The sequence below is a fragment of the Pseudomonas sp. JS425 genome, from assembly GCF_018223845.1.
Taxonomy (GTDB): domain Bacteria; phylum Pseudomonadota; class Gammaproteobacteria; order Pseudomonadales; family Pseudomonadaceae; genus Aquipseudomonas; species Aquipseudomonas asiatica.
Window position 1 is genome coordinate 1,945,324 of the sequence record NZ_CP073661.1, and the last position, 22,515, is coordinate 1,967,838.

Consider the following 22,515-nt stretch of genomic DNA (forward strand, 5'->3'; position numbering starts at 1 on the left):
TGGCCGCTGCTCTTCATGACGCGCTCCGTGGCCGCTGGGCGTTCAGGTACTCGCGCAGCTGCTCGATCATGTCGCTTTGGGTGCTCAGTGGCATCAGCAGCACGCGCAGCTTTTGCGCCATCAGCTCCCAGCGCTCGATGCGCGCTTCGGCCTGCTGGCGGTAGGCCTGGCGCAGGTTGGCGTCCAGGGTGTCGAGCTCCAGCTGCGCGCTGCGCTGGGCGAAGCGCAGCAGGCCAGCGGCGGGCAGGGCATGATCGAGCGGGTCGGACACCGGCATCAACAGCAGGTCGCAATGGCGCGAGAGCATGGCCAGGTGCTGCTCCACCTGGGCAGTGAGCGAGCGCTCATCGCAGATCACGATGGCCAGGCTGCCGGGGCGCAGCACTTCGCGGGCGCGGCGCAGGGCCAGGCCGAGGCTGTCGGCACCGGGCGTGGCCTCGGTGTGCAGCGCCTGGTTGACCTTGGCCAGGCGGTTGAGCAGTTGCAGCAGGCTCTGTTTGCTGCGCCGGGGCTTGATTTCGTGGTGCTCGTTGTCGCCGAACACCAACCCGCCAATGCGGTCGTTATGGCCCAGCGCGGCCCAGCCGAACAGCGCTGCAGCCTGGGCGGCCAGCACCGACTTGAACATCAGCCCCGAGCCGAAGAACAGCCGTTGGCTCTGCTCGACAAGAATGAAGATTGGCCGTTCGCGCTCTTCGTGGAACAGCTTGGTATGCGGCTCCTGGGTACGCGCGGTAACCCGCCAGTCGATGTTGCGCACATCGTCGCCAGCCTGGTAGACGCGCACCTGGTCGAAGTCCACGCCGCGCCCGCGCAGCTTGGAGTGGTGCAGGCCCACCAGCGGGCTGCGCTGGCCGGGCCGGGAAAACAGCTGGATTTCGCGCACGCGGTGGCGCATGTCGATCAGCTCGGCAAGGCCGATGCGGATGCCGGGTTCGGCCAGCGATGCAGTGGGCATGGGCTCAGGCAACGGCGACGACGTCGAGGATGCGCTGGACCACGCGGTCCTGGTCGATCCCTGCCGCCTCGGCCTCGAACGAGAGGATGATGCGGTGGCGCAGCACGTCGAACAGCACCGCCTGGATGTCTTCGGGGCTGACGAAGTCGCGCCCGGCCAGCCAGGCGTGCGCGCGCGCGCAGCGGTCCAGCGAAATGGAACCACGCGGGCTGGCGCCGTAGGCGATCCAGTCGGCCAGTTCGGCATCGAACTTGGCCGGAGTGCGGGTGGCCATCACCAGTTGCACCAGGTATTCCTCCACCGCGTCGGCCATGTACAGGCCAAGGATTTCCTTGCGGGCGGCGAAGATCGCCTGCTGGCTGACCCGGCGCTCGGGCTTGGTCTCGCCGCCCAGGGCTTCACCACGGGCCTGCAACAGGATGCGCCGCTCTACCGCAGCGTCGGGGAAGCCGATTTTCACGTGCATCAGGAAGCGGTCGAGCTGGGCTTCGGGCAGCGGGTAGGTGCCTTCCTGCTCGATCGGGTTCTGTGTGGCCATGACCAGGAACAGCGGCGACAGGTCGTAGGTGCTGCGGCCCACGCTGACCTGGCGTTCGGCCATGGCTTCGAGCAGTGCGGACTGCACCTTGGCCGGGGCGCGGTTGATTTCGTCGGCCAGCACCAGGTTGTGGAAGATCGGCCCCTGCTGGAACACGAAGCTGCCGGTTTCCGGGCGGTATATCTCGGTGCCGGTGATGTCGGCCGGGAGCAGGTCGGGGGTGAACTGGATGCGATGGAACTGCGCCTCGATGCCTTCGGCGAGCTCTTTGATGGCCTTGGTCTTGGCCAGGCCCGGCGCGCCTTCGACCAGCATGTGGCCGTCTGCCAGGAGCACGATCAACAGCCGCTCGACCAGTTTCTCCTGGCCTAGGATCTGGGAAGAAAGAAAGGTGCGCAGCGCGATCAGCGCTTCACGGTGTTCCATTGGTGACGGTTCCTGGTATGGGGCCGCAGGCGGCTGGAAGCAGCTGCCCTGGCAAGGGGTGATACTTTAATCCATCCGGGGGGGTGGCGACCAATGGCGGTAGGGAAATTTATCCTTGCCGGGGGCCATGCAGGTCCGGAAATGTCCTGCATATGGCTGGCCATTGGCTGATGTTCCGCGGCGGTGTGCTGGCGCCTGCTTGTGCTTTTTGTACAAGCAGGAGGCAGGACAATGGACCTGAACAGCTGTAGCACTGCACGCATCACGCCGGTCACTCTGCGTTTTGGCGTGTTCTTCGATGGCACCGGTAACAACCTGAACAATGTGATGGCGGTGGATGCACCGGTGGGTAAAGGGGGCAGTTATGCCAATGCCATGAGCAATGTGGCCCTGTTGCATGCACTGTACCCGACGAAGGGGGCCAATGCTGATGGGACCATGGCGTTTCTGAAGCGCTATGTCGAGGGCGTGGGCACCCTGGCGGGGGAGGCGGATCATGCCTATGCCTCGGCCACCGGGTGTGGGCGTAGAGGGGCCGAGGCGCGGGTCACCGAGGCCTTGGCGGGGATAGCTGGGCAACTGCGGGACTGGCGCCAGGCGCACCCACAGGCAAGGCTCGAGCGGGTCGAGTTCGACTTGTTCGGTTTCAGCCGCGGCGCTGCGGCTGTGCGTCATCTGGCCAACCTGCTGCATGATGGCGGCAGCAGCCTGTTGGCTGTGCCCTGTGGCATCGTGATCAACTTCATCGGTCTGTTCGACACGGTTGCTGCGATTATCGCGCCGCTGCAGGGCGACTTCGATCCTGCCGACGACCGCCATGGTGGCTTGCGCCTGGGTCTGGTCGCGGGCATTGCCCGGCAAATGGTGCAACTGGTGGCGGGGGACGAGCAGCGGCACAACTTCCCGCTGGTACGCAGCGGCCATGACATCGTGTTGCCAGGCGTGCACTCGAACATTGGCGGTGGTTACCCGGATACCACGCAGGAGCAGGTGCTGCTGTGCAAACCGCATTCTCAGCGGGTGCCGCTGAGAATGCGCGCCGAGCACACGCGTGTGCATGCCACAGTCAGTGCGTTGCTGGCGTCGTCGTTTGGCGAAATGGGCGCGCCCAGGCCGCGTGTGCTGGCCTGGGAGGTTCCGATTGCCGGTGGCCTGCCTAGCGAGGCGCAGAAACAGGTGTATGCGGCGGTGTACCGCGAACGGGAAGTGGCGGGGCAGCTGTCGCGGGTGTACCTGAGCATCATGCGGGAGCTGGCGGTGCGCGCTGGTGTGCCGTTTGCGCAACTGGGCGGGCAGGTTGAGTACCGGCTGCCGGATGAACTGCTGGGCATCAGCCGCAAGTTGCATGCGTTTGCCTTGGGTGAATGCGAACAGCCTGGGTTGACCGAGGATGAGCAGCGATTGTTGCGAGACAGGTACGTGCATGCATCAGCGAACTGGAATGCGTTGAAGGGGTTGCACGGCAGTGTGCTGGATGTGTTGTTCGTCAATCGGCCGGGAGCAGGTGGGCGGGTGGTGCATGCCAATCCGGTCGCCTGAGTAGCCAGTGCGCAGATGAATCAATGGCCATGTGCTGTTCTGCGGGATCTGCCTTGCATTGCGAAAGGGCTGCAAAGCAGCCCTGGGGCTAGACAGGCTGTCGGTGCTTCCTGGCCAGGTAGGCTTCCTGTGCCAAGGTCAGCAGCACCGTCAGCAGCATGAACACGATCGATGCCACGAAGATGCCATGAGGCAGGCGTTGGTCGAGCATCCAGCCAAACGCCACCGGCCCGAGGGCACCGCCGATGCTGAAGCCGGTCGAGACCAGCCCGAACGCTTTGCCCTCGGCGCCGCTCGGTGCCGCCGCCTTCACCAGCATGTCCCTCGACGGGGCGATGATCCCGGTCAGCAAGCCAATGGCACCGAGAACCACCACCAACCCCCAGCCCCGAAGCAGCCCGAGGGCCACCAGCGTTGTCAACGCGGCAGCCAGGGCAAAGGCCGAGGCCGCCACCAGGCCGTGACGCCGGGTCCGGTCAGCCAAGGCCCCACCGCACAGTACACCTGCAGCACTGCTGAGCAGAAAGGCCGTGAGTGCCGTGTTGGCCCAGGCCAGGGTCAGGTCTTGGCCCTGGACCAGGGCGGCCACGGAGAACTTCTCGATGGCACTGGTGCTCAGGTTGAGCAAGATGAACAGGACCGTCAACAGCCCGAGCATGGGCGTGAACAGTCGCGCGCGACCTGCTGCAGTGGGGCCAGAGCCGCCTTTGCCAGGCTTGGCAACGTGGTGGATTCCACTGCCTGGAACCGATATCAACAGCAAGGCGGCAACCCCCGCAGCCGCGCCCGCCATCAGGGCAGCCTGCGTGCCGAATAGTGCAGCGATGCCGAGAAATATCGCTGGCGTTACCGCCGAGCCGAGGAAGCCGGCAAAGGTATGGATCGAGAACGCCCGCCCCAGGCGGCCTTGTTCGATGCCGTTGGCCAGCAGCGCGTAGTCGGCCGGGTGGTACACGCCATTGGCCAGGCCGGCCATGGCCATCGCCACCAAAAGCAGGATGTAGCTGGGGCTGACAGCAACCAGCAGGAAACTGATGCTGCCCAGCAGCAAGCCCGCCTTGAGCACCTTGCGCGCACCGTAGTGGTCGACGGCATAGCCTAGCGGTGCCTGCACCAGGGCGGAGACGATATTGAACACGGCCAGGGCTGCGCCGAGTTCGACGAACCCTACCCCCAGCAAGTCGGGGAGCACGGGTAGCAGCGCCGGGATAAGCATGATGTGCACATGGCTGACGAAGTGTACGGCAGCAATTTGGGTAAGAAGCTTGGGGCCAGCTTTGGGCATGTCGATACCTGTTGTACGGCGTGCGCACCTGGCGCACGGCAGGATGGTGGAAAGCCCGCTTACCGGGAGAAGTGGCAGAAACCGGGTAGGCGGCCGTTCAGTACGGCATAGGCCAGCAAGCCAATGACCAGCCCCCAGAATGCCCCGCCAATGCCAAACAGGTTGATGTTGGCTGCCGCGGCCAGGAATGTGATCAGTGCCGCTTCGCGTGAACGGGCATCTGCCATTGCGTTGGCCAGGCTGGCGCCGATGGTGCCCAGCAGTGCAAGGCCGGCCAGCGTGGTGATGAAGGTGGCCGGCAGGGCCATGAACACACTGGCCAGGGTGACCCCGAATACCCCTACGAGGATGTAGCAGACGCCGGCAGCGATGCCCGCGACCCAGCGTTTGCCCGGGTCTTCGTGGGCTTCCTTGCCAGTGCAGATGGCAGCGGTGATGGCAGCGATGTTGAAGGCGTGCGACCCGAACGGTGCCATCAGCAACGACCCCAGGCCAGTGACTGCCACGATCGGATTGGCGCTGGTCTTGAAGCCATCGTTGCGCAGCACCAGCATGCCTGGCATGTACTGACCGGTAAGGGTGATCAGGAACAACGGCAGGGCCACGCTCAGGGCGGAGTTGAGGGAGAAGGTGGGCGCGGTGAACAACGGCGTGGCGAATTCCAGCCTGAGCGCTGTCAGGTCCACCTGGCCCTGCAGTAGCAGGTAGCCCAGGCCTAGCAGCAGAATGCCTACTACGGCATAGCGGGCGGTAAAGCGTTTGAATGTTACATAGGCCGCGATCAACAGCCCGGCCAGGGCGGGGTCGACCGACAGGCCGCCGAATGCACCAATGCCGAATTGCAACAGGATACCCGCCAGCAGGCCGGCGGCAATTCCGCCCGGGATGGCCCGTACCAGGCGCTCGAAGTAACCGGTCACTCCCAGCATCACGAAGCCGGCTGCCGACAGCAGGTAGGCACCGATGGCGTCGCTGTAGGGCACGCTGGCCAGCGCTGTGACCAGGAACGCAGCGGCCGGCGTGGACCAGGCGGTGATCACCGGCTCGCGGCTGTACCAGGACAGGACCAGGCCACTGAGCCCGACGCCGATCGACACTGACCAGACCCACGAGGAGGTCAGCGCCGGGCTCAGCCCGGCCAGCTTGGCGGCCTGGAACACCAGGATGAAGGTGCCGCCATAATTGACTATTACCGAAACGATCCCCGCCACCACGGGGTGAAGGATGTCTGTCAGCCGTAGCGGGGTTGGAACAGTGTGTGCGGGCGTGTTCATCGAGGCCTCGGTCGTTCTGGCGCATAGGGTTGGAAAGGCTGGTTTTTATAGCGCTAGAATGGCCGGTATAGCCCCACCACTTTTCCACACATGGCCATACCAATGTTCAAGCATGCACAACTGGAGTCGGTGAAAGCCTGGATCGGCGACCCAGAGCGCGCGTCACTGCCGTTGCACGTAAGAATCCAGCGTGCGATACGCCAGCTTGTTCTCGAAGGGGCGTTGCCCGTGGGCAAGGCGTTGCCCGCCTCCCGTGCGCTGGCGGCCTCGCTGGCTGTGTCACGGGATACGGTCGAGGCTGCATATGGCCAGCTGCACGCCGAAGGCTTCATCGAGCGCCGGGTGGGTAGTGGCAGCTTCGTATCACCCCGTGCGCAGCACCTTCCGGCCCCGCCCCGGGCCCGCAAGGTGAAAGCCCCGGACGAACCGCCGGCAATCAGCCGTCGTGGCCAGGCGCTGTGCCAGGAGGGCGGAGTGCACAATTTCTTCGTTTCTCGGCCGTTTGCGCCGGGGGTGGCGGAAACCCGCAATTTCCCGTTGCAGGCCTGGGAAAAGCTGCAACGGCAGGTGTTCAAGGAACATGGCTCCCAGGCATTGGAGCCCAGTAGCGCGCAAGGTACCGAGCCACTGCGGCGGGCTATTGCCGATTACGTCAATCTTGAACGTGGCGCACAGGCCACGGCTGACCGCGTGCTAATCCTTACCAGTTCACAGCAGGCGTTCAGCCTGTGTGCTCACGTATTGGCCGACGCGGGCGATCAGGTGGTTATCGAAGACCCGGCCTACCATGGGGTCAGGAAGGCGCTGGGTGCTGCTGGCCTGCATTGCATCGCCGTGGCCGTGGACACGGACGGCATGCAGGTCGCGCAGATAACACGGCTGGCTCCCCATGCCAGGGCTGTTTTCCTGACCCCTTCGCATCAGTTCCCTACTGGTGTGACCCTGTCCCTGGACCGGCGTCTGGCGGTGATCGAGTGGGCCCGGCAACAACGCGCCTGGATCATCGAGGACGATTACGACAGCGAGTTTCACTATGCCGGCAAACCCACCGCGTGCGTGCAAGGCCTGGATGCCCACGACCGTACGGTTTACATCGGCACGTTCACCAAGTCCCTGTTCGCCGGCTTGCGCATTGCCTACATGGTCTTGCCGCCGCAACTGGTCGAGCCGATGACCGCTGCGCGAACCTTGCAGGACGGGCATACGGCTTCGCTGGCACAACTGACCTTGGCCAGGTTCATCGAAGGCGGGCACTTCGGCGCCCATGTGCGCTTGATGCGGGCGATCTATGCGGAGCGCCGCGATGCCCTGGCGGCATTGGTGCAGGCACAGCTGTCGGACTTTCTTGTCGCGCGTGTGCCCGCAGGCGGCATGCAGATGCCTTGTGTTTTCACCAGGCCGATGCCTGAAGAGCAGGTCGTGAAGGCGGCGCAGGCCGCTGGTATAGACCTGCTGGGGCTAAGTGGCCTGTATGCGTCGACGAAAGGGGAGGCGGGATTGCTGATGGGGTTTGCGGCGCATACCCCTGGCGAGCTGGCGATGGCCGTGGCGAAATTGGCGAAGGTGTTGCGCCAGGTCGAGTCTGGCCAAGGGCGAGCAACGTTGCCAGGATGAAGCCCGGCAGCAAGACGCCGCCGGGCAGTTGTCACGGTCAGTCGGCCAGTTCTACCAGCATGCTCTTCAGGTAGTCGCTGCCTTGCGCATCCAGCGGTTGCAGGGGCAGGCGTGGAGCGCCGACATCCTGGCCGAGCAGTTTTAAACCGGCCTTGATGGTGGTGGGCAGGCCACGGCGGGTGATGTACTCCAGCAGTTCGTACTGGCGGTAGAACAACGCGCGAGCTTCGGCCAGGTTACCTTGCTGCACCGCGTCCCACAGCGCCAGGTTCAGTGCCGGGATCAGGTTGGGCGCGGCGGTGCACCAGCCGGTGGCACCGGCCACCAGGGCTTCCAGGGTGAGCGGGTTGCAACCGTTGTAGAAGGCCACCTGGCCATCGGTGGCCTTGAACAGGCGGTGCATGCGCTGAATGTCGCCGGTGCTTTCCTTGACCATGGTCACATTGGGCACTTCGCCGAGGATGCGCAGGATCAGCTCCACCGACAGGTCGGTGCCGCTGGTGCCCGGGTTGTTGTAGAGCATGATCGGAATGTCGATGGCTGCGCCCACCGCCATGTAGTGGGCGACCACTTCGGCTTCGGTGAGCTTCCAGTAGGAGATGGGCAGCACCATCACCGCCGTGGCGCCGCAGGCCTGTGCCAGGCGGGCGCGCTGCACGGTGCGTGCGGTAGTCAGGTCGGAGACGCTGACCACGCTGGGCACGCGGCCGGCGATGCGTGCCTGGCTGAAGCGCACCACCGTTTCCCATTCGCTGTCGGACAGGTAGGCGCCTTCGCCGGTGCTGCCCAGCGGTGCGATGGCGTGCACGCCGTCTTCTATCAGGCGGTCGATGGACAGGCCCAGGGCATCCAGGTCGAGCGCGCCGTCTGCCGTGAAGGGAGTGATGGTGTAGCCGATAACGCCGCGAATTACAGGTGTAGACATAACCAGGCACCTTTGCCGTTGTTGGGGAAAGAGTACAGCTTCAGTCAGCCCAGGCAGTCGCCATGGGCACGCAAGGCACGGCGCGCGTAATAGCTGAACGCGGCACCATGACGTTTGGGGGTGGAGATCCAGTCGTGGGCTTCCTTGCCCAGGGCATCCGGGATGGGGCGAATTTCACCGGCGCCCATGGCCAGCAGCTGCATCTTTGCCGCGCGCTCGAACAGCATGGCAAGGACGCAGGCTTCCTCGATCGAGCGGCCGGCGATCAGCAAACCGTGGTGGGAAAGCAGGATCGCGCGCTTGTCGCCGATCGCCCTGGAAATGATTTCACCTTCTTCGTTGCCCACCGGTACGCCGGGCCATTCCTTGAGGAACGCGCAGTCGTCGAACAGCGGGCACAGGTCCATGTGCGAGATCGCCAGTGGCACTTCCAGCATCGACAGGGCGGCGCTGTGCAGTGGGTGGGTGTGGATGATGCAGTTGACGTCGGGGCGTGCGCGGTACAGCCAGCTATGGAAGCGGTTGGCCGGGTTGGCCATGCCGCGGCCTTGCAGCACGGTGAGGTCTTCGTCGACCACCAGCAGGTTGGAAGCGGCGATCTCGTCGAAGCCCAGGCCGAGTTGTTGCGTGTAGTAGGTGCCAGGCTGCTCGGCGCGGGCGGTGATCTGCCCGGCCAGGCCCGAATCGTGGCCGCCGTCGAACAGGATGCGGCAGGTAAGGGCGAGTTTCTGGCGAGGAGTGTAGGTGTTGTCGGCCAGCGCCGTCAGCATCTGCTGCTGGGCGAGTTTGACGAGCTGATCCTTGGGGGTCTGCATGGTGGTCGTCATGGGCTGTACCTGCATGGGGAAGGGCGATGGATTGCTGATCGGCGAGGACACCGTCAGGACACAAGTGCGATATTAATGACACAAAGTGTCATATGCAAGCGATGTGTCATCGCCAGCGCCAGTCATCTGAGACTGCGCGGGGGAGGTATGGCGGGGTTGTCAGAGGTGGTGCAGGCAACGATCGGCAGGCCAGCCTTGGTCACAGGGCTGGCACGTGCCCTTCAAGGCGCGCCGAACAGCATCGTCCAGTACACGCCGTTATCGCTACGCGAGTTCTCGGCAAAGGCCGCACCCACCTGGGTAAACATCGGGTTCATCAGGTTGGCGCAATGCCCGGGGCTGGCCAGCCAGCCTGCCATCGCCTTGCTCGGTGACCCTTGGCCTGCGGCAATGTTCTCGCCGATCTGCCGCCCACGGTAGCCGGCATCCCATGCCCGATCCGCAGGTAGATCACCGTCGAGGTCGCGGTGCGCGAAGAAATTGTCGTTGGCCATCGCCCGGCTGTGGCGCTGCGCCGCCGTTCCCAGGGCGGTGTTCCAGGCCAGCGGGCGTGCAGCGGCAAAGCGCTTGCGACCACACAGGCGTGGTTTCGCCCGTGCAGCGTTCACCTGTGCCAGCAACGCTTTGCTTGCCGATCGCCCATCGCCGAGCTGGGCATCGAGCAGGGGCCGAGCCAGCAGCACCCGCCACTCGTTGCGTGAGCGACTCACACCGATATCGGCATATTGGCTATCGAGCAGCGCCGTGCAGTAGTCGCTGCGCAGCATATCGAAGGCCTCCTCGGCATCTTGCGCGCCGACCAGGCGGATGGCCCGCACCTTCACGGCCTGATAACCCGCAGCCTTCAATCCTTCCCGCAAACCCCCGCCGTAGCCGACTGGCAACGCCAGTTTCGGTTTCAGCACCAGCGGCGTCGAGCCCCGGATAATGCGCCGCTCGCAGCGCTGTGGCTGGGTGCGATAGTCGTTGATGGCTGCCACCAGTTGCCTTTCCCCGCTGGCATGGGCGGGGTTGGCGAACAGGTGGAAAAAAGGAATGAGGCAGAGCGAGACAAAGGGGGAGCGACGGACTGCGTGGCGCATGGGGTGAATGGCTCTGGTGAATGGCGGCGGCAAGGCCGAATTTAGGGCTCGGCTAAGACTGTGCGCCTCAATCCAGGTTCACTGGTGGCGGGTACAAATTTGTAGTTGGAGTTTCGGTACTCCAACGAAGGCAATCCAGGCCAGGGTTTCATGCATCCCCGATCAAGCCGGTAACCCCGCCAACCTCAACCCTTCGGCAAATCGGGCCAGATCCTCATCGCGGTAAATCGGCAGCCACTGGCGCAAGGTCGACACCCTTAACCCTGGGTCTTGTGCTCGCAAGCGCTCCATCGCCCGGTGCGCGCTGTCCATCCGCCCGCTCAGTGCATGGCTGGCCGCCAGCAGGGCCACCGCCGCCAGCAGACTGGGCAGATTCCCCAGCGACTTTTCCGCCCACTCCACAGCCTCATCCAGCCGCCCGGCAAAGAAATGCGCCAACGCCATGCCCACCTGCATGCGAAACATCTCCGGGTCCAGTGGGCTCAGCCGTGTGGCGTGCTTGAGATTGTCGATGGCGGTCTGTGTCTCGCCGCGTAACGCCCTGAGTATCCCGCCCAGGTACCAGGCCGGCGCCAGGTTGGAGTTGAGCAGGCGTGCCCGGTCAAGCAGCGCTATCGCGCCGTCCAGGTCACCCGTCAGGTGCCCCAGGGCATGGCCGCCGCGGGTTAACGCCACGGCATCGTCACGCCCCAGTTCCACTGCCAGGCGCGCAAGCCGGGCACCCTCGGTGATTTCCTGGGCGCGATCATCCATCCAGCCATTGAGCTTGCGCCAGAAGTAGCACCACGCCGCCATGCCATAGGCCGAAGCGAACTCAGGGTCCAGTTCGATGGCTTGGTAGTACAGCGGTAGAGCCTGGGCGATGGCGTCGCGGGTGCCGTTATGCAGCTTGGCCTTGCCGCGCAGGTAATAATCGTAGGCGCACAGGTTGTCGGTGGGCTTGCGCTTGGCCCGTTCGATCTCCGCCCGTTCCAGCTGCGGGGCGATGGCGCCCACCACGCTTTCGGTCACCTGGTCCTGCAACTCGAACAGGTCGTCGAGCCGCCCCTCGAAACGCTCGGCCCACAGATGCTCGCCGCTGGTGGCGTCGATCAGCTGGCCGGTGATGCGTAGCCGCTTGCCAGCCTTGCGCACGCTGCCTTCGAGCACATAGCGCACGCCCAGTGCCTGGCTAACCTGCTGCACATCGATGCGCTGGCCTTTGAAGGTGAAGCTCGAGTTGCGGGCGATGACGAACAGCCAGCGAATGCGGGACAGGGCGGCGATGATGTCCTCGACCATCCCGTCGGCGAAATAGTCCTGCTCAGGGTCACCGCTGAGGTTCTGGAAGGGCAGCACGGTGATCGACGGTTTATCGGGCAGGGCGGGCCCACAGGCGACGGGAACAGGTTCGGATGGGGCCTGTGCCGCGCTGCTGGAAGGCTCGCGGATCAGGCCGACGAAGCGGTAGCCCTTGCGCGCGATCGTGCGTACCAGGCGCTGCTCTTCACCGGAATCGCCGATGGCTTTGCGCACGGCATTGATATGGCTGGTGATGGTCGATTCCGAGACGATCTTGCCGTTCCACACGCGCGCCAACAACTCGTCACGCCCCAGCACCTGGTCGCGGTGACTGACCAGTTGCAAGAGCAGGTCGAACACCTGCGGGCCGATGGCCACGGCCCTCCCGCACAGGGTCAGCTCCCTGCGCTGTTCGTCGAGCACATAGTCGTCAAACTCGAATGGCACGTGGCATCCCCTCGCACGCCCTAGGCTTCGTGTCCGAGGCGACTGTTCAGTGGTATGGGCCGATGATACGGCAGCGCAAAGCTGGCTGCACATGCCAGGGCGTGAATTGAACAGTTTGGACGGAAATTCAAGCAAGCCTGGAGGCAAATCCAGCCGGTACGCAAGGACTCTGCACAGGCCGGCGGCGCATGCTTGAACCTCCACGACGGCAATGGTTGCAGTCGTGAACGTGGAGACAGCCCCAATGAAAATCGTGGTGATCGGAGGCACTGGCCTCATTGGTTCGAAGCTTGTCGGCGGCCTGCGCGAGCGCGGCCACGATGCCGTCGCGGCAGCGCCGAGCACGGGGGTGAACAGCATCACCCGCGAGGGCTTGGCAGAGGCGATGAACGGTGCGGATGTGGTAGTGGATGTGGCGAATGCCCCGTCCTGGGAGGACCAGGCGGTGCTCGATTTTTTCGAGACGTCCACCCGCAACCTGCTGGCAGCCGAGAAGGCTGCAGGGGTCAAGCATCATGTCGCGTTGTCTATCGTGGGCAGCGAGCGGTTGCCGGAAAATGGCTACTTCCGGGCCAAGGTCGCCCAGGAGGCGCTGATCAGGGAGTCCGCGCTGCCGTACACCATTCTGCGCGCCACGCAGTTCTTCGAGTTCGTCGAAGGCATTGCCCAGGCAGGGACGGTGGGAGAGGAGATTCGCCTGTCGCCGGCGCTGTTCCAGCCTTTGGCCTCGGATGATGTGGTAGCAGCGCTGATCGATGTGGCGTTGGCGCCACCAGCGCTCGGCATGCTGGAGGTTGCCGGGCCAGAGGCCGCGCCACTGGATGAACTGGTGCGCCGCTTCCTGCGCCTGCGTGGAGATACACGAAAGGTGGTGCCGGATGTGCATGCCCGCTATTTCGGTGCCGAGCTCGATGACAAGTCGCTGACTCCCGGCAGCGGCGCGCGGCTTGGCAAGATCCGCTTCGAAGACTGGCTGGCTCGCCAGTGAACGATTCAACCCCTATCCCGAACCGAAGGAGCATCACCATGTTCAGCCGCCCCCTCCTGGCCGCCGCGTTCACCGTGCTGGCCATGACCCCGGTTGTCGCCGCCGAGCGGCCAGTCAGCAAAGTCACCGTGGTCTTCGACAGACCACTGCCCAACGTGCCAGGCAAAAGCATGCGCGGAGTGATCGTCGACTACGCCCCCGGGGCCGCGTCGCCCGCGCATCGGCACCCGAAATCTGCATTCATCTATGCCACGGTGCTGGAAGGCGAAGTGCGCAGCAGCGTCAATGGCGAGCCAGCCAAGGTCTACAAACCTGGCGAAAACTGGTACGAGGCACCGGGCGCTTTCCATGGCGTCAGTGCCAACGCCAGCGACAGCAAGCCGGCCAAGCTGATGGCCGTGTTCGTGCTCGACAGCAATGAGACGGTACTGGTCACGCCGAGCGAGAAGTAGGCCTTCGGCCCTGTTGGCAGTGCCATGCCACCAGGGCCGAATACAGGACAACGCATCATGAACACACATGAACCTGAGCAGGCCCACGCGGCGGTGATGCCGCAGCCTGCACGGATGAAGATAGTGGGCGTCGTGCTGTGCGTGGCAGCCATGCTGTTGCTGGCTGTGGGTTGGCTGACGTTGCGCTCTGCTGACGTCGCCTTTACCGACAACGCCTATGTGCGTGGAGATGTAACGTCGCTGGCGGCCAAGGTGTCGGGTTACGTGACGGCGGTGGAGGTCGGGGACAATCAGCAGGTCAGGGCCGGTGACGTGTTGTTCCGTATCGATGACCGCGACTACCGTGCGCACCTGGCCCAGGCGCAGGCCAACCTGAAGGCTGCCGAGGCGCGTCTTGGCGATGTCGACGCCCAGACACGCCTGCAGCAGGCGCAGGTCCGCCAGGCCGAGGCGCAGCGCCAGTCGGCCCAGGCCGAGCGGCAGCTGGCCAGCAAAACCCACGAGCGCAGCCGCAAGCTGATTCGGTACAGTGCAATCAGCCAGGCCTTGGTCGATCAGACCGACGCCGCCCGCAGCAGCGCCGAGGCCGCGCTGAAGGCTGCGGCGGCGACACTCGATGCTCAGCGTCAACGTATCGCCGTGCTGGATGCCCAGCGTGAGGCAGCCGTGGCGGCTATCGCCCAGGCCAGGGCCGCGCGCGACCTGGCGCTGATCGAGCTTGAACATACCGTGGTGCGGGCGCCGGTTGCCGGCGTGATTGGTAATCGCCAGGTACGGGTCGGACGATTCGTTACGCCGGGTGCTGCCTTGCTCGACCTGGTCCCGGTCGACGGGGTGTGGATCGTGGCCAACTTCAAGGAAACCCAGCTGGAGCAAATCCAGCCTGGGCAGCGGGCACGGGTCACTCTGGATGGCTACCCGCAGGACAGCCTCGAAGGCGTGGTAGACAGCTTCGCACCTGGCAGCGGCGCGGCGTTCAGTCTGTTGCCGCCGGACAACGCAACGGGCAATTTCGTGCGTGTAGTGCAGCGGGTGCCGGTGAAGATTCGCCTGGCCCACAACCCGTTGCCCGGGCGCATCGTGCCGGGGCTGTCGGCGCGAGTGAGGATCGAGGTCGGAGGTGGCTCGTGAGCACCCGGAAAGTGGGCATCAAGTGGCTTAAAGGGTGGCTGCTGGTTGCTGGCATCGTACTGGCTGCGCTCACCGACGCCATCGCCAGCAGCGTGCTGGCGATAGGGCGCAACGACATCATGGGCGATACACATGCCACGTCGGATGAATTCGCCTGGCTGGATGTTGCTTACACTGCATGCAAATTGGCAGGGTTCCTGTTCGCGCCCTGGCTGCTGGGCAGGCTGCCACCGCGCGCGGTGATCATCGGAGCGACCCTGGCCATGGGGTTGGCCTGTGTCGGTGCGGCGCAATTGGTGAGCATCGAGCTGCTGGTGGCCTTGCGCGCCTGCCAAGGCCTGTCAGGCGGTGTATTGCTGGTGGCGGGGCAGACACTGATCTTTCTTGCCTACCCGCGGCGGCAGCAGCCGGTCTTGCAAGGCTTGTTCGCCATTGGCGCGGTGGTCGCGCCAGCGGCACTCACGCCGTCGATGCAGGGGTGGTTGATCGATAGCCAGGATTGGACCTGGATATTTCTCAGCGTTGCGCCGCTGACCTTGGCGGCGACCGGCCTGTTGCTGCTGGTCGAGCTGCCTGCCTATGACCTGCCAGGCCGGCGCCGCTTCGATTGGCCGGGCTGGGTACTGGCGGCCACCGCGTTGCTGTGCCTGACCTACCTCCTGACCCAGGGCAGCCGCTGGGATTGGTTCGAGGCAGCACACATGTGCTGGGCCGGCGTGGTCGGCGGCACGGCGTTGTTGCTGTTGCTTGGCCAGCAACTGACGGGTAATGGGCAGGGGTTGCTGGACTTCAGTCTGTTCCGGTCGAGTGATTTCACCTTCGCCTTCATTGTCAGCTTCGTTGCTGGCGCGGCATTGTTCGGCAGCGCCTTTGTGATACCGGCTTTTGCCTTGTCCATGCTGGGTTTCACCGCCACCGACGCCGGCCTGTTGCTTCTACCCAGTGGCGTGGTGTTCATCGCCGTGCTGCTGGGGGTGGCGTACCTGATCCAGGTGCGTGGTATCGCGCCTTTTGCCACTGTGCCGTTTGGCATCCTGGCAATCATGGCGGCGATGTGGATGCTTTCGGGCTCGACCCGCGAGAGTGGCATGCACGACATGATGGCCGCGGTCATGCTGCGCGGGGCCGGGCTGGGGTTGCTGTTTCTGTCGCTGACTCTGATTGCCTTTGGCAGGCTGGGCCGGCACAGCCTGGCCAGTGGTATCGGCCTTTTCAATACCGGGCGGCAGGTGGGTGGGCTTTTGGGGGTAGCAGGGTTGCAGACGCTGCTCGACCAGCATGGCGTGCTCAATGCCCAGGCGCTTGGTGCGCATGTGAGCACAGGCGCGACGGCGGTAAATGAACGGCTTGATTCGGTGACGTCGATGTTGCGGCTTGAGGGTATTGACCCGCCGGCTGCTGGACGAGTGGCCATGAGCCTGTTGTCGCAGGCAGTGACGGGGCAAGGGGCGGTGATCGCCTTCGACACGGCGTTCATCGCTGTGGCGTTGCTGTTTGCCGTGGCAGCGCCGCTGCTAGTGTGCATCAAAATGCTGTTGGCGCGCATGGCCGGGAAACAGGACGCCGGGCAATCTCATGAAGGTGAATTGCCGGTTTCACATCGTGAGCTTTCGCTGTAAAACGGCGCTGTGCCTAATTTGAATGCAGCAGCAAGGTAAACCGCAATGACACAAGCTACCGATCAGGCTTTTTATGACCGCGCGGATGCGCATATCGAACTGGCGAACCAGCAGATCGAGAAAATCGAAGACCTGGGCAAGGTCAGCGCCTCACTGACCTTCGGCGCCTCGCGCTTCAATGCCTGGATGAGCGCCCGCAGTTTCAAGACCAGTGCGGAACTGGCTGCCGCGCGGGAGGAGCTGTTGAAGTATTTCTGCGAGCAGTACCGGATGATGCTTGAGGACAACCTGGACGAGCACATCGAGCATTTCGACCGGTATGTGCTGGGCAAAGGCAACTGAGCCATGGGGGCGCGATCTCATGGAACTGCACAAGGCTCATTGAATTAGCAGGGACCCTGTGGGAGCGGCTTTAGCCGCGAACACCGGCGCAGCCGGTGCCATGCACCGCGTTGGATTCTTCGCGGGTAAACCCGCTCCCACAGGGTACGCGGACCGCTTGTGAATTCAGTCCTCTACCCGCCAGCGCAGCCTTATCGGGCCTTCTTCTCCAGAATCCGCGGCCCGGTACCTTCCTTGCCCAGCACATCCTCGGGGTTGCGCAGTGGGCAATCTTCCAGCGACAGGCAGCCGCAACCAATGCAGTTGTCCAGGTTGTCGCGCAAAGCCTCCAGCGTGCGGATGCGGGCGTTCAGGTCCTCGCGCCAGGCGGTCGACATCTCGCCCCACTGCGCTGCCGTGAGCTTGCTGTTGGGCGCATAGCGGCTGAAGGCCTGCTTGATCTCCTCAAGCGGAATACCCGTGCGCTGCGCCACCTTGATGATGGCCAGCGTACGCAGCACCAGTGAAGGATAGCGGCGCTGGTTACCCGCCGTACGGACGCTGGCGATCAGCCCCTTGGTCTCGTAGAAGTGCAGCGCAGAAACCGCCACGCCGCTGCGTTTGGCCACTTCCCCTACCGTTAGCATCCGTGTGTTGTCCGCTGCCATGCCTGTTGACCTCAAGTTAACTCGAGCTCTTATAGTCCTGCCCGATCTTCCCCGCAACCGCTTTGCTGATGATCGAAGCAACCAGTACAGGTGGCAGCCGAGATGGCGGGGCGCATTGCCTTCGAGATCTACAGGGATCGCGGTTGGTTTGATCAGCCAGGCGACCGATCCCGGCGCATCTGGGTAATCAGGGTAAAGCGATCATCCGGGTGCACCGTCTCGGACACCGCCATCAGGTCGCCGTTTTCCTCGCGGTAATGGCGAATGATCTTCAGCCCCGGCGCGCCTGCCTCGGCCTTCAGCAGCCGGGCCATTTCCGCGGTCAGCAACACTGCCCGCACCTGCTGGTCGACCACCGCGATCGCCCGGGCAAAGTGCTGCTCGATCAGCCCCGCAATAAGTTGGTCGGGGTGCTCGCGGGCCAACTCGATGACTTCGGCATGGTCGCGCTGCGCGTACACATCGGTCCAGCACAGCGGCGCCGCGTTGTGCACGCGGTCGACACGGATGCTCGACACGCAGAAGTAGTGCTCGCCCGGTACCAGCCCCAGCCGCGCCGCCTCGCTCAGGTCGGCGACGAAGTGGCGCACGTCCTGAATTTCCCGTTGCTGGTTTTGCGCCAGTTGCGCCAGGTCCGCCACGCTGGCCAGTGACTGCGAGTAGCCACCGCGCGGGCTACTGGCCTCCACCCGGGTACCCACGCGCTTGCGCCGCGATACCAGCCCTTGGTTGAGCAACTGGTTGATCGCCGCGCGCACCGTGTGTCGGCTCACATCGTACAGGTCGCACAGCTCGAACTCGGTCGGCAGCAGGCTGCCCACCGGGTAGCGGCCGCTGGCGATGCCTTCCATCAAGTCCTTTGCCACGGTGGTATAACGCGTTGGGTTCATACCTTTGGTCTGTCTCGCGAATTTGTATCAGCAGCAGGGGCGCAAAGTCGCCCCGAAAATCAAGCCTGGGCAGGCAGGCTCATATGCAGCAAGGGGAACGGCCGGCCTTCGCCATCCAGCGCTGAGCGGCCGGTCTGGATGAAGCCGTAATGCCGGTAGAACCCCACTGCCTGCGGGTTCTGCTCGTTGACATCGACGCTCATCGCGCTGCGCTTCTGGCGGCCGAAATCAAGCAGCGCGCGGCCTATGCCCTGGCCGTGGCGCTCGGGGGCGACGAAGAGCATTTCCACGTGGTTGCCATTGAAGCCGATGAAGCCCAGCGGGCGGTCTTCGGTGTCAACCGCGACCCAGAGCTCGACGGCCTGGAAGTAGACGTCGCGCAATTGCGGCAGTAGTGCGTCGATGTCGGATGCTTGCAGAAAGTGGTGCGTGGCGCGCACGGCGCGCAGCCAGATATCGAGCAGTTGCGGGTGGTCTGCAGCGATACTTTGGCGAATGATCATGGAGTCATGCCTGGGCGGTGTATGGCCGGGGAGGCCGGGAGGAAGAAAAAGGGTACCCGGATTGTGTGGGGCGGGGCAATGGACGGTGGGGCAGGGCATCAGCTGATGTGTTGCCCGGGCCGGCCCTTTCGCGGGTAGACCCGCTCCTGCAAGCATGGCACTGCCCTCGAGCCCGGCGCCGTACCTGTGGGAGTGGGTTTACCCGCGAACATGGGCGAAGCCCGTGCCATCGATGGGCTCGACTGCAATCCACATCGATGCTGGAATTGAACCCGCACAACAAGAACGGCCGGGAGCGCCAATGAACCGAAACGAACTGCGCAAAGCCGATATCAACCTGATGGTGGTGTTCGAAGCGCTGATGCAGGAGCGCAACATCACCCGTGCCGCAGAGAAACTGTTCGTCGCCCAATCCACGGTCAGCGCTGCGCTGGCCCGCATGCGCACGATGTTCAACGACCCGTTGCTGATCCGTGTGGGCAACCGCATGGAGCCCTCGGCCAGGGCCGAAGAGGTGATCAAGTACCTCACTCCGGCACTGGATGCCATGTCCGTCGCCCTCAGCCTGACCCACGACTTCGACCCGCTGACCAGCAAGATGACCTTCCGCATCGGTTTGTCCGATGACGTCGAGTCGGGGTTGTTGCCGCCACTGCTGCGGGCGCTGCGAGTGGAAGCGCCGAATGTGGTGGTGGTCGTGCAGCATGTCGATTATTGGCGCATTCCGGACCTGCTGGCGGCGGGCGACGTGACGGTCGGGATCAGCCAGACCCGTGGGCTGCCGGCCAATGCCAAGCGCAAGGTATTGCGCACTATGCAGGGCCGGGTAGTGCGGGCCGACAAGTCCGCCACGCCGCTGACGCTGGATGAGTTCTGCGCCCGCCCGCACGTTCAGGTCTCACCCACCGCCAATACCCAGGGTGTGGTCGATGACTGGCTGAAAGAGATCGGCCGCCAACGCAAGGTGGTGTTGTCGGTGCCGCAGTTCAGTTCACTGCCGGCGATTCTGGCCGGTACCGACCTGCTGGCCTGCTGCCCGGACTATGCCGCGCAGGGCATGGAGCGTTGGGGCAACCTGCAGGCCGAGCACCTGCCGTTCGAGACCACGGCGCTGGAACTGGCCATGGTCTGGCTGGGTACCACCGACAGCGACCCTGCCGAACGCTGGTTGCGTGGCCGCCTGGAGCACTACATGGGCGGTGTGCGCGAGGGGCTGATGGGGGCCTAGCCACACGCCTATCATGGAACTGCACATAACTCATTGAATTGGCACGGCCCCCGTGGGAGCGGCTTTAGCCGCGAACACCGGCGCAGCCGGTGCCATGCACCGCGTTGGGTTCTTCGCGGCTAAAGCCGCTCCCACAATGTACGCGTACCGCTTGCGAATTCAGTTCTCTACGCGACAGCGCATGAAAAACGGTATCTAGAAGCCCGCCTCCAGGCCCAGCAGGTCCTGCACTGTCTGCCTGCGGCGAATCATCCGTAGCGCCCCATCCTCGATCAGGAACTCCGGCAGCAACGGCCGGCTGTTGTAGTTCGACGACATCGACGCGCCGTAGGCCCCGGCGTCGTGGATCACCAGCAGGTCACCCACCTGCGCCTGGGGCAGGTCGTGCGGGGTCAGTTCCTGGTCATCCTGGGTAAACACATCACCCGACTCGCACAGCGGCCCGGCCACCACGGTCGGCTGCCGTGGGCGGTCAACCGGCTGGCCGTCGGCGTCGAGCAGGGTCATGCGGTGGTAGGCCCCGTACATCGCCGGGCGCATCAGGTCGTTGAAACCGGCGTCGATCATGACGAAGGTGTTGCGGCCCACCTGCTTCACAGCGCGTACCTCGGCCACCAGGTAGCCCGATTCCGCCACCAGGAAGCGCCCCGGCTCGATCTCCATGCGCACGGGGTGGCCCAGCATCGCTTCGATTTCCTTGCGGGCCACGGCCCAGGTCCGGGCGTAGCGTTGCAGGTCGACCGGCGTGTCGCTGCTGCGGTACGGGGTGGAAAGCCCGCCGCCAATGGAGAACGCCTCGATGTCCACGCCCAGGCGGCCGATCAGCTCGATCATCGAGCGGGCCACTTGCTCCAGGTGCTGGTAATCCACCCCCGAGCCGATGTGCATGTGCACCCCTACCAGGTGCAGGCCATGGGCTTTCACGCAGGCCAGCGCTTCGCCCAGCTCTTCGTGCCAGATGCCGTGCTTGCTGTTCTCGCCGCCGGTGTTGGTCTTGCGGCTGTGGCCATGGCCGAAGCCGGGGTTGATGCGGACCCACACGCGGTGGCCGGGCGAGCGTTCACCCAGTTGGCGCAGCATGTCGATGGAGCCGGCGTTGACTTCGATCTTCGAGGCCACCACCCGCTCCAGGGTCGGCCGGTCCAGTGCGTCGCAGGTCAGCACCACGCCGGCAGGGTCGCCATCCACGCTGGCGCCCGCGGCAAAGGCCCGCTCCATTTCGCCCAGCGACACTGCGTCCAGCACCAGGCCGTGGGCGCGCATCAGGCGCAGCACATGCAGGTTGGGGTTGGCCTTCTGGGCGAAGCGCACGGTGTCGAACACCTTCAGCTGTTCGACACGCTCGGCGATGGTGCCGGCGTCATAGGCCCACAGCGGCGAGCCGTGCTGGCGGACAGCCTCGGCCAGAAGAGTGAAGGGTGCAGTCATGGCGGCGCTACTCATATAAGGAAGGCCACGAGAATGAGCCAAAGCAGGAATTCAGAAAAATAGCTATTTTTCTGTCAGCCATTCATATCTGATATGACCATTACCGACTTGCCAGGTGTTGCCCGTGAAACTGTCCGTCCGCCATATCGAAGTGTTCCGCGCCATCATGGCCGCTGGCAGCGTCACCGGTGCGGCGCGCCTGCTGTTCACCTCGCAGCCCACCGTCAGCCGCGAACTGGCGCGGCTGGAGCAGGTAACCGGGCTGAACCTGTTCGAGCGCGAAGGTGGCCGCCTGGTGGCGACGGCCCAGGCGCTGCTGTTGATCGAGGAGGTTGAGCGGGCCTACGTAGGGCTGGAGCGCATCGACCGCTTTGCCCAGGCCATCCGCAATTTCGAGCAGGGCCGGCTGGCCATTACCTGCCTGCCACTGTTTTCCCAGACTTTGCTGCCCAAGGCTTGCCAGCGCTTTCACCAGCAGCACCGGGGCGTGAGCGTGAGTATCCTGGCGCAGGAGTCGCCGTTGCTGGAGGAGTCACTGGTTGCCCAGCAGCATGACCTGGGCCTGACCGAGGTAGAACAGATACCGCGTGGCGCCTACGGCGAATTGCTGTTCAGCGCCAACATGGTGTGCGTGCTGCCCGACGGGCACCCGTTGCAGGCCAGGGCCGAGCTGGAGCTGAGCGATTTCCATGAGGTCGATTTCATCAACCTGGCCAGCCTGGACACCTACCGGCAGCGCCTGGACCAGCACTTTCGCGCGGCAGGGGTGAACCGCCGCACGGTCATCGAGACCACCAGTGCTGCCTCGGTGTGCGCCATGGTCAGGCAAGGCCTGGGGGTGGCGATCATCAACCCGCTGAGCGGCCTGGAGGCGGCGCAGGGCGGGTTGCCAATTCGGCGGTTGCGGGTGTCGGTGCCGTATCAGGTGATGCTGATCAGGCCGGACCACCGGCCGGCGTCGGCGGCGGTGGAGCCGTTTTGCCAGGCGTTGCGGGTGCAGGCCCGGGAGATGCAGCAGGCGCTGGCATGATCGTTGTGGGGGAACTGCCTTGCACAAAACCTAAAAACTGGCGCGATCACTGTGGGAGATC

The 22,515-nt window shown here is 64.4% G+C and carries 21 protein-coding genes; 9 read left to right on the plus strand and 12 right to left on the minus strand.

What is annotated here, in order from left to right:
- Positions 1-13: 13 nt before the first annotated feature.
- Positions 14-958, minus strand: a complete 945-nt coding sequence (locus tag KDB76_RS09000; protein ID WP_013971643.1) for a DUF58 domain-containing protein — start codon at positions 956-958, stop codon at positions 14-16.
- A 4-nt stretch (positions 959-962) separates the two neighbouring features.
- Positions 963-1,922, minus strand: coding sequence for a MoxR family ATPase (locus KDB76_RS09005; protein ID WP_013971644.1), 960 nt, complete (start codon positions 1,920-1,922; stop codon positions 963-965).
- A gap of 231 nt (positions 1,923-2,153) precedes the next feature.
- On the opposite strand from KDB76_RS09005, the gene KDB76_RS09010 reads away from it, so the two are divergent.
- On the plus strand, positions 2,154-3,461 hold the full coding sequence (locus KDB76_RS09010) for a DUF2235 domain-containing protein (RefSeq protein WP_038409153.1): 1,308 nt from the start codon (positions 2,154-2,156) through the stop codon (positions 3,459-3,461).
- 88 nt (positions 3,462-3,549) lie between these two features.
- On the opposite strand, the gene KDB76_RS09015 is transcribed toward KDB76_RS09010, so the two are convergent.
- On the minus strand, positions 3,550-4,746 hold the full coding sequence (locus tag KDB76_RS09015) for an MFS transporter (protein ID WP_013971646.1): 1,197 nt from the start codon (positions 4,744-4,746) through the stop codon (positions 3,550-3,552).
- Between the two features lie 59 nt (positions 4,747-4,805).
- Positions 4,806-6,020, minus strand: a complete 1,215-nt coding sequence (locus KDB76_RS09020; RefSeq protein ID WP_038409154.1) for a benzoate/H(+) symporter BenE family transporter — start codon at positions 6,018-6,020, stop codon at positions 4,806-4,808.
- A 102-nt stretch (positions 6,021-6,122) separates the two neighbouring features.
- On the opposite strand from KDB76_RS09020, the gene KDB76_RS09025 reads away from it, so the two are divergent.
- Complete coding sequence (locus tag KDB76_RS09025) at positions 6,123-7,634, plus strand: PLP-dependent aminotransferase family protein (protein ID WP_024086548.1); 1,512 nt, start codon at positions 6,123-6,125, stop codon at positions 7,632-7,634.
- A gap of 37 nt (positions 7,635-7,671) precedes the next feature.
- Here KDB76_RS09025 and KDB76_RS09030 read toward each other — a convergent pair whose 3' ends face one another.
- The 4 genes from KDB76_RS09030 to KDB76_RS09045 form a co-directional block, all read right to left on the minus strand.
- Positions 7,672-8,559: a dihydrodipicolinate synthase family protein gene (locus tag KDB76_RS09030; RefSeq protein ID WP_024086549.1), complete on the minus strand. Its 888-nt coding sequence runs from the start codon at positions 8,557-8,559 to the stop codon at positions 7,672-7,674.
- Between the two features lie 44 nt (positions 8,560-8,603).
- Positions 8,604-9,386 (minus strand): aldolase, encoded by a 783-nt coding sequence (locus tag KDB76_RS09035; RefSeq protein WP_015269467.1) that lies wholly within the window; start codon positions 9,384-9,386, stop codon positions 8,604-8,606.
- Positions 9,387-9,607: 221 nt separating this feature from the next.
- Positions 9,608-10,468 (minus strand): CAP domain-containing protein, encoded by an 861-nt coding sequence (locus KDB76_RS09040; protein WP_013971651.1) that lies wholly within the window; start codon positions 10,466-10,468, stop codon positions 9,608-9,610.
- Between the two features lie 162 nt (positions 10,469-10,630).
- On the minus strand, positions 10,631-12,196 hold the full coding sequence (locus tag KDB76_RS09045) for a winged helix-turn-helix domain-containing tetratricopeptide repeat protein (protein WP_038409156.1): 1,566 nt from the start codon (positions 12,194-12,196) through the stop codon (positions 10,631-10,633).
- A gap of 244 nt (positions 12,197-12,440) precedes the next feature.
- Between KDB76_RS09045 and KDB76_RS09050 the strand changes: the two genes are divergently transcribed.
- From KDB76_RS09050 to KDB76_RS09070, 5 genes are read left to right on the plus strand one after another with little or no spacing between them, the layout of a single operon-like run.
- On the plus strand, positions 12,441-13,184 hold the full coding sequence (locus tag KDB76_RS09050; RefSeq protein ID WP_024086551.1) for an SDR family oxidoreductase: 744 nt from the start codon (positions 12,441-12,443) through the stop codon (positions 13,182-13,184).
- Between the two features lie 38 nt (positions 13,185-13,222).
- Positions 13,223-13,636, plus strand: a complete 414-nt coding sequence (locus tag KDB76_RS09055; RefSeq protein ID WP_013971654.1) for a cupin domain-containing protein — start codon at positions 13,223-13,225, stop codon at positions 13,634-13,636.
- Between the two features lie 57 nt (positions 13,637-13,693).
- On the plus strand, positions 13,694-14,767 hold the full coding sequence (locus KDB76_RS09060) for an HlyD family secretion protein (protein WP_024086552.1): 1,074 nt from the start codon (positions 13,694-13,696) through the stop codon (positions 14,765-14,767).
- The gene (locus KDB76_RS09065; RefSeq protein WP_023661737.1) at positions 14,764-16,386 is read left to right on the plus strand and encodes an MFS transporter; all 1,623 of its coding nucleotides are present in this window, start codon (positions 14,764-14,766) and stop codon (positions 16,384-16,386) included. Before KDB76_RS09060 ends, KDB76_RS09065 begins: the two co-directional genes overlap by 4 nt.
- Positions 16,387-16,431: 45 nt before the next feature.
- Positions 16,432-16,728, plus strand: coding sequence for a DUF3144 domain-containing protein (locus KDB76_RS09070; protein ID WP_013971657.1), 297 nt, complete (start codon positions 16,432-16,434; stop codon positions 16,726-16,728).
- A gap of 191 nt (positions 16,729-16,919) precedes the next feature.
- Here KDB76_RS09070 and soxR read toward each other — a convergent pair whose 3' ends face one another.
- The 3 genes from soxR to KDB76_RS09085 all read right to left on the minus strand — a co-directional run bounded on the left by soxR (position 16,920) and on the right by KDB76_RS09085 (position 18,768).
- Positions 16,920-17,375, minus strand: coding sequence for a redox-sensitive transcriptional activator SoxR (gene soxR / locus KDB76_RS09075; protein ID WP_023661735.1), 456 nt, complete (start codon positions 17,373-17,375; stop codon positions 16,920-16,922).
- 152 nt (positions 17,376-17,527) lie between these two features.
- The gene (locus tag KDB76_RS09080; RefSeq protein ID WP_038409159.1) at positions 17,528-18,265 is read right to left on the minus strand and encodes a GntR family transcriptional regulator; all 738 of its coding nucleotides are present in this window, start codon (positions 18,263-18,265) and stop codon (positions 17,528-17,530) included.
- 59 nt (positions 18,266-18,324) lie between these two features.
- Positions 18,325-18,768, minus strand: coding sequence for an acetyltransferase (locus KDB76_RS09085; RefSeq protein ID WP_023661733.1), 444 nt, complete (start codon positions 18,766-18,768; stop codon positions 18,325-18,327).
- Between the two features lie 301 nt (positions 18,769-19,069).
- Here KDB76_RS09085 and KDB76_RS09090 point away from each other — a divergent pair, with 301 nt between their 5' ends.
- A complete protein-coding gene (locus KDB76_RS09090; RefSeq protein WP_024086554.1) occupies positions 19,070-19,996 on the plus strand; it encodes a LysR substrate-binding domain-containing protein in 927 nt (308 codons plus the stop codon).
- Between the two features lie 195 nt (positions 19,997-20,191).
- Here KDB76_RS09090 and lysA read toward each other — a convergent pair whose 3' ends face one another.
- A complete protein-coding gene (gene lysA, locus KDB76_RS09095) occupies positions 20,192-21,424 on the minus strand; it encodes a diaminopimelate decarboxylase (RefSeq protein WP_024086555.1) in 1,233 nt (410 codons plus the stop codon).
- Positions 21,425-21,548: 124 nt separating this feature from the next.
- Here lysA and KDB76_RS09100 point away from each other — a divergent pair, with 124 nt between their 5' ends.
- A complete protein-coding gene (locus KDB76_RS09100) occupies positions 21,549-22,454 on the plus strand; it encodes a LysR family transcriptional regulator (protein ID WP_015269490.1) in 906 nt (301 codons plus the stop codon).
- Positions 22,455-22,515: the final 61 nt, after the last annotated feature.